Below are 12,632 nucleotides of genomic sequence, written 5' to 3' on the forward strand. Positions count from 1 at the left end.
GCCGCATCCACCCGTTGAACTCCACGAAGGACCATGAGCGAGACTCCCGAACCCGTCACGCCGATCCGGCCGACCTCCGCCGGCACGCCGGACACGCCGACCTCCGCCGGCATGCCGGAGGCGACCAAGACGGCGTCCGTCCGGCGTCCGCACCGCCCCCTGGCGGCGTTGTGGACGCTGGCGGTCGCGGTGGTGGCCGTGGACCAGCTGACGAAGGTGTGGGCGGTAGCAGCCCTGTCGGATGGGCACCGCGTGCGCGTGCTGGGCGACTGGCTGACGCTGACGCTGCTGCGCAACCCCGGCGCCGCCTTCTCCTTCGCCACCGGTCAGACCTGGATCTTCGCCCTGATCGCCATCATCGTAACCGTGGTGGTGATTCGCATCTCCCGACGACTGGGCTCCATGTGGTGGGCGGTCGCGCTCGGCCTGGTGCTGGGCGGCGCGGTGGGCAATCTCATCGATCGCCTGGTGCGCGCCCCCGGCGTGCTGCGCGGACACGTGGTGGACTTCATCGACTACGGCGGCTGGTTCGTGGGGAATGTGGCCGACATCGCCATCGTCGGCGCCGCCGTCATCATCATGGTGTTGTCCGTGCGCGGCCGCGAGTTGGACGGCAGCCGTGCTGGCGAGGGGCGCGGTCGGCATGCGGAGACCGACGCATGAGCCTGCGGCTGCTGCCCGTTCCGGACGGGCTCGTGGGGCAGCGGCTGGACGCGGCCCTGGCCCGCATGACCGGGCTGTCCCGCTCCAAGGTTGAGGCCCTTTGCGCCGCCGGCCGGGTCCGCATCGACGGCGCGGCCGCGGACAAGGCGCAGCGGCTGGAGGCCGACACCACGATCGAGGCCGACCTGCCCGACCCGCGCCCGCCCGCGCCGGCTGCCACCCCGGTGGAGGGCATGAGAATCCTGTACGAGGACGCCGACATCGTCGTGGTCGACAAGCCCGCCGGCGTGGCCGCGCACCCGTCGGTCGGCTGGGACGGTCCCGATGTGCTCGGCGCGCTGCGAGCCATGCACATATCGGTGGCCACCTCCGGCGCCGCCGAGCGACAGGGCATCGTCTCGCGGCTGGATGTGGGCACCTCCGGCGTCATGATCGTCGCCAAGGGGGAACGGGCCTACTCGGTGCTCAAGCGCGCCTTCCGTGAGCACACCGTCGACAAGGTCTACCACGCCGTCGTCCAAGGCCACCTGGACCCCTCCTCCGGCACGATCGACGCCCCCATCGGCCGTCACCCCGGCAGGGAGTGGAAGATGGCCATCATCGACGGCGGGCGCGAGTCCATCACCCACTATGACGTGATCGAATTCATGCCCCGCGCCAGCCTGGTGGAGGTCCACCTGGAGACCGGTCGCACCCACCAGATCCGCGTGCACATGGCCGCCGTCGGCCACCCCTGCGTGGGAGACGCCACCTACGGGGCGGACCCCACCCTGAGCGCCCAGACCGGCCTGAGACGCCAGTGGCTGCACGCCACCGAACTGACCATCGCCCACCCGCTCACCGGCAGACGGATGACCTTCCACAGCGATTACCCCGAGGACCTGACCCGGGCCCTGGAAGTCCTACGCCTGCCCTGAACCGCCTGCCGCCAATGACCGCACCTGACCCGACCGGCCACCCGCCGCTGCGCATCACGCCGCTGCGCGCCGTCGTCGCCCCCATCCGCTTCGCCACCGCCCGCGGCGATGACGCCGACCCCGCCCTCGACGAGCTGCGCCGCGCGGTGGCGGACGTGCGTCTGGAGGTGTTCGTGGACGAGCAGGACGTCCCCCTCGCCCTGGAGATCGACGCCCGCGACTTCGCGGCCACCACCATCCACGTGCTCGCCTGCGGCGCGGACGGCGCCCCACTGGGCGCGGCGCGCCTGCTGCTGGAACCCGACCGCCCCGGGCAGGTCCACCTGGGACGCCTGGCCGTCAGACGCCCCGCCCGACGCACCGGGCTGGGGGCGCGCCTGGTCGCCGCCGTCGAGCAGGCCGCCCTGCGGTACGCGTCCGTGGAGGGCGCCGTCACCGTGGTGCTGGCGGCGCAGGAAACGGCCATGGGCTTCTATCGGCGCTGTGGCTACCGGGTGGTCACCGGGGAGCGCTACCTGGATGCCGGCATCTGGCATCAGGACATGGCCCGCACGCTCACACGCTCCTAAGATGAGCCGCATGGCAGACACGAGCGTTGCGCAGACGGTGGACGAGCAGACCGACGGCCAGGAGCCCTACGACGACTTCGTCCACCTGCACGTTCACACCGACTACTCCATGCTCGATGGCGCCGGGAAGATCAAGAACTACGTCGCCGAGGCCAAACGGCTGGGGCAGCGTGCCCTGGCCATCACCGACCACGGCTACATGTTCGGCGCCTACGAGTTCTACGCGGCCGCCAAGCAGGCCGGTATCAAGCCGATCATCGGGGTGGAGGCGTACATGACGCCGGGCACCTCCCGCTTCGACAAGACCCGTGTGTTCTGGGGAGACGAGTCCCAGCGCTCCGACGACGTCTCCGCCCGCGGCTCCTACACGCACATGACTCTGCTGTCCCGCAACGACGAGGGCCTGCACAACCTCATGCGCCTGGATTCCTACGCCTCCCTGGAGGGGCAGTGGGGCAAGGCGCCGCGTATGGACCGTGAGCTGCTGTCCCGCTACGCGGGCGGCCTCATCGGCTCAACCGGGTGCCCGTCCAGCGAGGTGCAGACCCGGCTGCGCCTGGGCCAGTGGGATGAGGCCCTGCGCGCCGCCGGCGAGCTGCAGGACATCTTCGGCAAGGACTTCTTCTACGTCGAGCTCATGGACCACGGGCTGGAGATCGAGCAGCGCGTCATTAAGGACCTGCTGCGCATCTCGGAAATATTGGACGCCCCCCTGCTGGCCACCAACGACTCCCACTACGTGCGCCCCGAGGACCGTACCGTGCAGGATGCGATGCTGTGCATCAACTCCGGCTCGGTATTGTCGGACCCCGACCGCTTCAAGTTCGACGGCGACACCTACTACCTGCGTCCCGGGCGGGAGATGCGCGCCCTGTTCAAGGAGATGCCCCAGGCGTGTGACAACACCCTGCTGGTGGCCGAACAGTGCAACGTCAACTTCCAGACGGTTGACGATGGCGTGTCCTACATGCCGGCCTTCCCCGTGCCCGAGGGGGAGACCATGGAGTCCTGGTTCATCAAGGAATGCTGGAAGGGCATGGACCGCCGCTTCCACGGCGACATTCCCGAGGACTGCCGCAAGCAGGCCGAATATGAGATCGGCGTGATTGTGCAGATGGGCTTCCCCGGCTACTTCCTGGTGGTGGCCGACTACATCAACTGGGCCAAGCGGCAGGGCATTCGCGTGGGCCCGGGCCGCGGCTCCGGTGCCGGCTCCATGGTCGCCTACGCGATGGGCATCACCGAACTCAACCCCCTGAACCACGGGCTGATCTTCGAGCGCTTCCTCAACCCCGAGCGCATCTCCATGCCGGATATCGACGTCGACTTCGACGAGCGCCGGCGCGACGAGGTGCTGGAGTACGTCAAGCACAAGTACGGCGCGGACAAGATCAGCCAGGTGGTCACCTACGGCGTGATCAAGGCCAAGCAGGCCCTGAAGGACTCTTCCCGTGTCATGGGTTACCCCTACGCGGTCGGCGACCGCCTGACCAAGGCGATGCCGCCGTCGGTGATGGGTAAGGACATCACCATCAAGGGCATGTTCAACCCCGAGGACCCACGCTACGGGGAGGCCCAACAGTTCCGCGACCTGCACACCGAGGACCCCGACGCGCAGAAGATCGTCGAGCTGGCCGGCGGCCTGGAGGGGATGACCCGCCAGTGGGGCGTACACGCCTGCGCGGTCATCATGTCCAGCCGGACGCTGACGGACATCATCCCCATGATGCAGCGGCTTCAGGACGGCGCCTACATCACCCAGTTCGACTACCCCACCTGCGAGCACCTGGGGCTGCTCAAGATGGACTTCCTGGGGCTGCGCAACCTCACGGTCATCTCCGATGCCCTGGACAACATCGTCGCCAACGGCAAGCCGGCTCTGGACATCGACAACATCTCCCTGGACGACCACGAGACCTACGCGATGCTCGCCCGCGGGGAGACCCTGGGCGTCTTCCAGCTGGACGGCTCCGGCATGCGCACCCTGCTGCGGCTGATGAAGCCGGACAACTTCGAGGACATCTCCGCCGTCGGCGCCCTTTACCGGCCCGGCCCCATGGGCGCCGACTCGCACACCAACTACGCCCTGCGCAAGAACGGCATGCAGGAGATCGTCCCCATCCACCCCGAGCTCAAGGACGTTCTGGATCCGATCCTGGGCACCACCTACGGCCTGATCGTCTACCAGGAGCAGGTCATGAGGATCGCCCAGGAGCTGGCGGGCTTCTCCCTGGGCAAGGCAGACAAGCTCCGCAAGGCCATGGGCAAGAAGAAGCCGGAGATCCTGGCCAAGGAGTTCGTCGGCTTCCGGCAGGGCATGTTGGACAACGGCTACTCCGAGGAGGCCATCCAGACCCTGTGGGACGTCGTCGTCCCCTTCTCCTCCTACGCCTTCAACAAGGCTCACTCGGCTGCCTACGGCGTGGTGACCTACTGGACCGCCTATCTCAAGTGCCACTACGCGACCGAGTACATGGCGGCCATTCTCACCTCCCAGAAGGACAACAAGGACAAGCTGGCCGTCTACCTGGGCGAGTGCCGCCACATGGGTATCAAGGTGCTTCCCCCGGACGTCAACGCCTCGCGCGCCCAGTTCTCCGCCGTGGGCGAGGACATTCGCTTCGGCCTGGGCGCCATCCGCAATGTCGGTGCCAACGTCGTCGACGCCATCGTGCAGGCGCGCGAGCAGAAGGGCGACTTCACCAGCTTCGAGGACTTCCTCGACAAGGTCCCGGCGGTGGTGTGCAACAAGCGCACCATCGACTCCCTGATCAAGGCCGGCGCCTTCGACACGCTGGGCAAGTCCCGGCGCGCCCTGCAGGCCTGCCACGAGGACTTCGTCGATGAGATCATCGGCGTCAAGCGCAACGAGGCCGCCGGCCAGTTCGACCTGTTCGCCTCCCTCATGGGGGAGGGGGGCGGCGAGGCCGCCGATGCCGGCTTCGGTTCCGGCCCGGTCTTCTCCTCGGAGGTGCCCGACCTGCCCGAGTGGGACAAGAAGGAGAAGCTCGCCTACGAGCGTGACATGCTCGGCCTGTACGTCTCCGACCACCCGCTGCTCGGGCTGGAGAGCGCCCTGTCCAAGCTGGCCGACACCGAGATCTCCGACCTCATCGAGGACGACGACCGGCCCGACGGCGCCATGGTCACCATCGCCGGGCTGATCACCTCGCTGACCCGCAAGACCACCAAGCAGGGCAACCTGTGGGCCATCGCCCAGATCGAGGACCTGGGCGGCAGCATCGAAGCCCTGTTCTTCCCCTCCACCTACCAGACGGTCTCCACGATGCTGGCCCCGGATACGGTGGTGACCCTGCGCGGGCGCCTGAACCGGCGCGACGGGCAGGTCGCCCTGTACGTGCAGGAGATGACGGTGCCGGACGTGTCCAGCGCCACGCACGAGGCGGTGACGATCACGCTGCCGACCAACCGCTGCACCGGCCCGCTGGTGGAGCAGTTCAAGACGGTGCTGGAGAAGCACCCGGGCATGTCCACCGTGCGGCTGACGCTGACCAGCCCCGGCCGTGAGGTGCGCACCCAGTTGGACAACTCCCTGCGCGTGGAGGCGTCTGCGGCCTTCTACTCCGACATCAAGGCGCTGCTGGGCCCCGGCTGTCTCAAGCGCTGACCGCCGGCCTGCTGCGACCCTTTGTGCCCTACTACGAGCTTTTGCACCCTGGTGTGCGGCTATTTGCCATACACCAGGGTGCAAAAGCTCGTACCAGACGGGTTTTGCGTGTGTCAGTGGTACGTGGCTCGGTGTGCTCGGCGGCCTACAACCACAGGTCCTTCCGGCGTCGTGTCAGGCGCGCCGCGGATGGTGGGAACAAGTCCACCAGCCGTCGCCCGAAGGACTCGCGATCGCGCAGGTCGCCCCACTCGACGCGGTGTACCTGCCAGCCCCCGGCGTTGCGTAGTCGCATCTCTCTGTGCTTCTCATCGCGAAGGTCGCTGCTGGCGCGGTACTTGCCATAGCCGTCGAACTCCAGGGCGAGGCGATATTCGGGCCAGGCGAGGTCCAAGAAGTACTCGGCCATCTCGCCGTCATCGAGCCAGCGTTCCTGTATCTGTGGATCCGGTAGGCCGACGGCGTGGACCACTCCGCGCAGCATGCTTTCGCCGGGAGACTCCGCTCGCGGGTCGGCGATGTCGACGACGGCGCGTGCTCGCCGTTTGCCGGCGCGCAGTCCCTGCTCCTCAATCATCGCTTTCAGCGTGTCAATCGCGGCAGTCGCGGAGAGATCGCCGCAGCAACGACCGGTGAAGCGGTCGGGTCGGCAAACAGCGCGCAGAGCGGAGTCAACTACCACGATCGCGTCAAGCGCGGGCAGGTCAAAGGCACAGTCCATGGCGGTGCGCAGCGGTGTTGTCACCCGCAGGCCGCCGACCACACGGACGTCATCTAGAACCGGGGCGGTCGTCGAGCGAACGGCAGCGACGCGCCGGCCGGAGTGCCTGCCGTTGGCATGAACATATGTCTGCTGGGGTAGGGGCCTGCGCGTGCGCGAATGGTTGTGCGGTACTGCGACGCGGATGTCGGGTTCGGCACTGGGGCTGGCGATGCCCTGGACAACCGCAGCGGCCTCATGCGTGAGACTGATCGCCGAAGTATGGGCATGCAGCACGGCCTCGCACCGTGCCAGCGTTATGTATTGCCGCTGCGACCACAGTGGTGCAGCCGAGTCCGGACGCGGCACGTAGGCGCCCCGATCCACTGCTATCAGGTTGTCCCCGGCGGGTAGGGAACGGCGCGTGCGCTCGGCGGTGAACTTGACGGAGGGCAGCGGTGGAGGTGTCGGGTAGGACTGCATGGTTCAAGCCTGCGGCGGTTGCGAGCAGTGGGTTCCGAGGTCTGTTGATGGAACGCCCGTGGGGTGTCGTGAGTGCTCCCTGTGGACGCCGGTGAGATCACACGGCCGTGTTGCCCCGGTGCGGGCTACTGCTCTACTGCGAGCTTTTGCACCCTGGTGTGCGGCTATTTGCCATACACCAGGGTGCAAAAGCTCGTACTAGACGCCGCACGCAGGGGACAGGCGGGTTACGGGGGTGGGCGGCTCAGGGCGCGGCGGTCACGACGGCGCCGGCCGCACCCATCGGCAGGTCCACGACGACGACGTCGCCGTCGGCCAGGCGGTGCCCGCGCCGGGTCTCGACTTCGCCGTTTACCGTGACGTCGCCGGACTGGATGGCGATGCGGGCGTCGGCTCCGTCCTCCACTAGGCCTGCGAGCTTGAGGAACTGCCCGAGCTTGATCTCGCCGGAGACGGGAACGGAGGGGAAGGCGGATGCAGACATGCGCTCATTTTGACAGGGCCGCACGGTATTCGCAGCCGCGAGCCCTGACCTCCGCCCACGCCTGCGTCAGGATCTGGGAGGATGAACGGGTGTCATCGTCTGCGTCTGGGACATCGCCCGAGCCCGAGCTGCCTGCGGGAGGCGAACTCGCGCTGACCGTGGGGGAGCGCTACCCGGTGGGTGAGCGCAGGTACACGCTGACGCCGCGGCTGGCCGAAGCCGTGATGCGTGCTCGCGAGGTGCTGATCGACGTCGCCGCGCACCGTGAGGTCATCACCTACGGCGAGCTCAGCGAGGCGATCGGCGGCACCATCCTGCCTCGCCACATGGGCCCGCTGCTGCACATGCTCGGACACGACTGCGCCGAGCGCGGCGAGCCGAGCCTGCCGGCGTTGGTGATCAACCAGGCCAAGGGTGAGGTCGGCACAGCCGACGACGCCTGGGCGCCGCCCGAGCGCAGTGCCTGCTGGGAATACTGGGCCCAAGGATGAACGAGGACCACGGCGTGGCGCCGCAACCGGTTTAGCCAACACCCCGGGTGCTCGTCGGAGTGATACATCACGACCAACACCCGGGGTGGGGACGTCACGGGAACTCAGCCGAACTGTGCCACGATCTCCTCGCGCGCGGCCTGCTGATCCTTTGCGTTGGACATGTCGACCTCAAGGACGTCCTGGTAGCCCAGTCCATCGGCGGTGGCCTTGAGGTCTTCCCATAGGGAGTCGAACTCGGCCTCGTCGCTGGCAAATGCCATCTTCCAGGAGCTTTCAACGATGACGGACTTTACCTGGTTGCGCAGCGACTCGGTCTGTGAGTCATCGTCGGGAGCCACGTAGCTAGCGCCCGGGGCGACCGCCAACATGTCGTTGTCCTGGAGGTACTGCATTGTTGTCGTTGCGCCGCCCATCTTGGCCGACCAGTCCTCGGAGAGTGGGTTAGCGGTGGTCTCCTGGTATGTCTCCCACATCTTGTAGTTGAAGGGGTAGCCGGTTTCGGGGTCGATGTCGTTACCGAGTACGGTCGTTACGTTGAGCCACGAGGCGCCTTCCTTGTAGGTGCCGGTTCCCCAATCGCTGGGGACGTCCGCGTCGTCGCCCAGGAGCGCCTCGCGGCCGAAGTCCGTGAGCTCGGGCTTGCCGTCGGCGTTGATATCCCAGGTGAGGCCCCGCGGCCCTGCAGCGCCCATCGTCTGGCTGGAGTTGCAAGATACCCCCTCCGAGCTGTACAGCCAGTCGAGGAAGGCTGCGGCGCGGTCCGGGTCGCTTACCTGTGAGCCAATAGCGATGATTTGCTGGCCACCGACCGCTTCGGCACCGTAGGAGAAGACCTTCATGTCCGCGAGTGGGGCGATCTCGAAGCCCTTACCGGCCGCCATGTGCTCCTCGGTGTTGTAGGCAGACTGACCCTGCCAGGGCCAGAATGAGAAGAGGACCTGGCCGGCCTGCATCTTGGAGAACAACGTGTCATAGTTCTGCGTCGTCGAGTCCGGATCGACGATACCAAGCTGATTCGCGTCGAAGAACCACTTGAGCACACGGCGGTACTGGCCATCATCGTCGAGGATTCCCTGGAAGTCGGAGCCATCAGCTTTGGCGAGTACGAACCCGATCTCGTCATAGCCGTAGTAGCACACCGGCTGCTTGGCGTTGTTCATCATGTTCCCGTCCCAATCCTTGAACAGGGAGATGGCGTAGGTCTTCTTACCATTGTCCGCGGTGGGCTGGGCCTCCTGCATCTGCTGCAGTACCGGAAGCAGGTCTTCGAGAGTCGGGATCTCCGGGTAGCCGATCTGTTTGTAGAGGTCCCAACGCACGAAGGGACCGAACGTCGGGTCAATGCCTTCGCTGGGTTCAGTAGGCTTGAGCGTCGAGATCTGGGTGGGCAGTCCGTACAGTCCGTCCTTGTCCTCGTTCAGCTTCTGGACTGCCGCGTCGAAGCGTGCCACATTCTTCATGGCGCCGTATACCGGCGTGAAGTCCATGAGCAGGCCGCCGTCGATCAGCTCATTCATTTGCTTACCAACACTGACCACCACAATGTCACCCAAGTTGCCCGCCGTGACGCGCGTGTTGTACAGCGTGTCGCCACCTCCGGCGACGTTGGGCGACACCAAGTTGAGAGTGAGGCCATAGCGGTCCGAGACCATCTTGCCGAACCAACCGGGTTGCTCGCCCGCCTGGTTGGCGAGGCCGTCGAACACTTCGAACTTAGCCGTGTCGGACCACGTGGTTGGGAATGCGGTGGCATCCGCGTTGCTGAACGATGAACCGGATGCGTTGTTCTTGCCGCATGCTCCCAGTGTCAGCAGGCCGAACGCGGCGCTTGCTCCGACCAATAGCGATCGGCGTGAGATTGAGGTGGCCATGTGCATCTCCTTTGATGGGGTGAGGAATAGTGGATGGCTGGATGACTGAAGAAGTACTGACTAGCCTTTGACGGCGCCGAGCATGATTCCCTTGACGAAGTAGCGCTGGAACATCGGGTATACGAAGAGAATCGGCAATACGACAACGACCGCTACGGTGGTTCTGATCGAGGTCGCCGTCTGGGCAGTTGCCGCCGCGGCGACGGAACCGAGGTTGCCCCCGGACTGCTGAGCCATTTGAGCGAGGCTGTCCGCCTGATTGATGTAGGTGTACAACAGGTACTGCAAGGTGTATAGGCTCTTGTCAGTTATGTACATCAGGGTATCCTGGAAGCTGTTCCATTGCGCCACCGCGGAGAAGATCGCGACCGTTGCCAGGATCGGGGTCATGTTCGGCAGCATTATGCGAGCGAATACTTGTACGGTGCTGGCGCCATCGACCTCGGCGGCTTCCTGCAGCTCGTGGGGCATCGACTCGACATAGGTTTTCACGAGAATGATATTGAAGGGCTGGACGATAGCCGGCAGGATGTACACGAGAAAGTTGTTGGTAAGTCCTAACGCGTACATGACGATGAAGACGGGAATAATGCCTGCGTTGAAGTACATGGTGATGACGACGAGCCGATACCATAAGGCACGCTTCCACAAGCGCTCCTGGGTGAACATGAACCCCAGATATGCCGACGCAAGTACGGTACATGCGGTCCCAATCACGGTTCGTGCCACGGACACGGCCGCGGCCTGCGAGAGTCCGCTGAGTTGGAATACGCTGGCGTAGTTGCTGAAATGGATTCCCTCTGGCAGCCAGCGCACGTCGCCCAACGCGGCGACGTTGTTGGCGCTGATCGAGTTGATGATCAGGTAGTAGAAGGGATATCCGCAGACGAAGGCGAGCAGGGCCGCACCGGTGTAGTTGGCGATGTGAAAGGCAACATCTCCGCGGGTGCGCTTCATGCGGCGGGCCTGCGGAACTGTGGGCCGCTTGGACTTGAGCATTGTTCTACACCCCTCAGATGAGCGAAGTTCCGCGCAGGCGCTTCGACAGGCCGTTTACAGATAGAAGGAGTACGACGGATACGATCGACTTGAGCATGCTGATCGCGGTCGCGAGGGATAGGTTATTGCCGCCCATGCCGACGTTGTAGACGTACAGATCCAAAACCTCGATGTGCTGCTTGTTGAAGGCATTCTGGAACACGTAGTACTGTTCCATGCCGTTGTTCAAGATGCTTGCGATCGAGAGCATGAGCAGCACGAAATAGGTGGGGAGTAGCTGTGGGATGGTGATGGACCACATGGTCCTAAACCGCCCGGCGCCGTCAACCTTCGCCGACTCATATAGGGATTGGTCTATTCCGGAAATGGCGGCCAGGTACATGATCGAGCCCCATCCGAGTCCTTTCCACAGTCCCCATGCGGTCATTTTGAGCCAGACGTGTGAGCCGGAGTCCAGGAACTTGACCGGTACGTCGATGAGCCCGAGCGACAGCATCGTCGAGTTCACCATTCCGGTTGACGAGAATAGTGCGAATGCGATCATGTAGACGAGTACCCACGAGATGAAGTTCGGGAGCGTGGTCAGCGTCTGGACGAGGTTCTTGAACCACTTGGCCTGGATTTCGTTGAGCAGCACGGCGAAGCCCAGGGGGAGTACCGACGTCGCGATACCAAGGAAGCTCATCCCCAGCGTGTTGGCGAGCACCCGCAGGATCTGATGCACCTGGGTTGGTGATTGGACCAGCATCCGGAACCACTGGAGCCCCACGAACTCAGAATTGGCCAGGCCGCGGGCCGGCCTGAAGTCGAACAGCGAGTACACCCATCCGAGCAGTGGCAGGTAGCTGAACAGCAGTACCAGGACCAGGAACGGTGTGATCGACAGGAAGAGTTTGAACGACTTGGGACGACGGTGCTGCGGCTGGTCGGTTTGCGCGTGGCGACGTGAGCGCCCGGCTTTCTCGTTGGCGGCAACGACCGACGCCGGCGCTGGTGGCAATGCCATGATCACTCCTTATCGATCGTAGCGGTTCGATGGTTACCGGATGCGTTGCTGCGTCCTTGCAGATGATGGCGGACCGTCTGATCTCGCTTAGTTTCCAAGGGGGTTGCCGACTCCCAACGTCGACTCAGCGTACCCGCGTTATGCGGTCTGGTCAACCGTGAGTGTCGATACGCTTCGACGCTGTTGATGTCTAGCATTCGGCACCCGCAACTCAAGACAGGCTGGCGTAGAGGGGAGCCGCGACGGCTGTTTGTATGAGTGCACCGATGGTGACTCCGACCGTCAGAATCAAGATCAGGGACACGGGCACAGCGATGGCCACCGCTATCTCGGTGACCGGAACCAGAACAAGTAGGAGGGAGCGTCCGGGCGCGGCAGCCGGGAGCAGTAGCGAATTGTGGATGGTGGTTCGTGCAGGCGCAGTGCGGGTTGCAACCAGGAGCATGCCGTGCGCTGTGCTTGCCGCGAGATACAGCGTGAACAACCCGGCCGCGAGAGCTGCGATAGTGCCTGCCGCTCCGCCTACGGACCACCAAAAGCTGATGGCGAACAGCGCCAGGAGAGCTGGAAGACAAAGGGTCCAGAAGACGACGGTGCCGCGTATCTTGTCGGACTTCAGTGCAGCCATGTAGGTGCGTAACATGTCGGTGTCGGGATCGGTGCGCACTGCATCCATGGTTTCTAGAAGCGCGCTGGTTGCGGCCCCGATGGTTAGCACCGGTATGCAGGTGACGACGTAGATGAGATTGAGTGCTACCAGTGTGAAGAAGCTCGAAAGACCCCGGACGGTGCGATTATCAACAGGCTCCACTTGGTGC

At 64.8% G+C, this 12,632-nt stretch carries 11 protein-coding genes; 5 read left to right on the forward strand and 6 right to left on the reverse strand.

The window, feature by feature from the left end:
* Positions 1-33: 33 nt before the first annotated feature.
* From lspA to dnaE, 4 genes are read left to right on the forward strand one after another with little or no spacing between them, the layout of a single operon-like run.
* On the forward strand, positions 34-663 hold the full coding sequence (gene lspA, locus ACGLYG10_RS13525) for a signal peptidase II (protein WP_083565921.1): 630 nt from the start codon (positions 34-36) through the stop codon (positions 661-663).
* Positions 660-1,580 carry an RluA family pseudouridine synthase gene (locus ACGLYG10_RS13530; RefSeq protein ID WP_073333080.1) on the forward strand — a complete coding sequence of 307 codons (921 nt, stop codon included), beginning with the start codon at positions 660-662 and terminating at the stop codon, positions 1,578-1,580. Before lspA ends, ACGLYG10_RS13530 begins: the two co-directional genes overlap by 4 nt.
* A 14-nt stretch (positions 1,581-1,594) precedes the next feature.
* Positions 1,595-2,149, forward strand: coding sequence for a GNAT family N-acetyltransferase (locus ACGLYG10_RS13535; RefSeq protein WP_073333083.1), 555 nt, complete (start codon positions 1,595-1,597; stop codon positions 2,147-2,149).
* A 10-nt stretch (positions 2,150-2,159) separates the two neighbouring features.
* Positions 2,160-5,777 carry a DNA polymerase III subunit alpha gene (gene dnaE / locus ACGLYG10_RS13540; RefSeq protein WP_073333086.1) on the forward strand — a complete coding sequence of 1,206 codons (3,618 nt, stop codon included), beginning with the start codon at positions 2,160-2,162 and terminating at the stop codon, positions 5,775-5,777.
* Positions 5,778-5,922: 145 nt separating this feature from the next.
* Here the strand turns inward: dnaE and ACGLYG10_RS13545 are convergent, their stop codons facing one another.
* Both ACGLYG10_RS13545 and ACGLYG10_RS13550 read right to left on the reverse strand, forming a co-directional pair.
* Positions 5,923-6,960, reverse strand: a complete 1,038-nt coding sequence (locus tag ACGLYG10_RS13545) for a hypothetical protein (protein ID WP_073333088.1) — start codon at positions 6,958-6,960, stop codon at positions 5,923-5,925.
* A 244-nt stretch (positions 6,961-7,204) separates the two neighbouring features.
* Positions 7,205-7,444 carry an RNA-binding S4 domain-containing protein gene (locus tag ACGLYG10_RS13550; RefSeq protein WP_073333091.1) on the reverse strand — a complete coding sequence of 80 codons (240 nt, stop codon included), beginning with the start codon at positions 7,442-7,444 and terminating at the stop codon, positions 7,205-7,207.
* An 89-nt stretch (positions 7,445-7,533) separates the two neighbouring features.
* Between ACGLYG10_RS13550 and ACGLYG10_RS13555 the strand changes: the two genes are divergently transcribed.
* Positions 7,534-7,935 carry a hypothetical protein gene (locus tag ACGLYG10_RS13555; RefSeq protein ID WP_073333094.1) on the forward strand — a complete coding sequence of 134 codons (402 nt, stop codon included), beginning with the start codon at positions 7,534-7,536 and terminating at the stop codon, positions 7,933-7,935.
* Between the two features lie 104 nt (positions 7,936-8,039).
* Here ACGLYG10_RS13555 and ACGLYG10_RS13560 read toward each other — a convergent pair whose 3' ends face one another.
* From ACGLYG10_RS13560 to ACGLYG10_RS13575, 4 genes are all read right to left on the reverse strand, one after another.
* Positions 8,040-9,809 carry a type 2 periplasmic-binding domain-containing protein gene (locus ACGLYG10_RS13560; RefSeq protein WP_073333096.1) on the reverse strand — a complete coding sequence of 590 codons (1,770 nt, stop codon included), beginning with the start codon at positions 9,807-9,809 and terminating at the stop codon, positions 8,040-8,042.
* 60 nt (positions 9,810-9,869) lie between these two features.
* The gene (locus tag ACGLYG10_RS13565; protein ID WP_083565922.1) at positions 9,870-10,808 is read right to left on the reverse strand and encodes a carbohydrate ABC transporter permease; all 939 of its coding nucleotides are present in this window, start codon (positions 10,806-10,808) and stop codon (positions 9,870-9,872) included.
* Between the two features lie 13 nt (positions 10,809-10,821).
* Positions 10,822-11,814: an ABC transporter permease gene (locus tag ACGLYG10_RS13570; RefSeq protein ID WP_083565923.1), complete on the reverse strand. Its 993-nt coding sequence runs from the start codon at positions 11,812-11,814 to the stop codon at positions 10,822-10,824.
* A gap of 211 nt (positions 11,815-12,025) precedes the next feature.
* A complete protein-coding gene (locus ACGLYG10_RS13575) occupies positions 12,026-12,625 on the reverse strand; it encodes a DUF624 domain-containing protein (protein WP_073333099.1) in 600 nt (199 codons plus the stop codon).
* Positions 12,626-12,632 lie beyond the last annotated feature (7 nt).

It is taken from the genome of Actinomyces glycerinitolerans (genome assembly GCF_900098745.1).
GTDB lineage: Bacteria > Actinomycetota > Actinomycetes > Actinomycetales > Actinomycetaceae > Actinomyces > Actinomyces glycerinitolerans.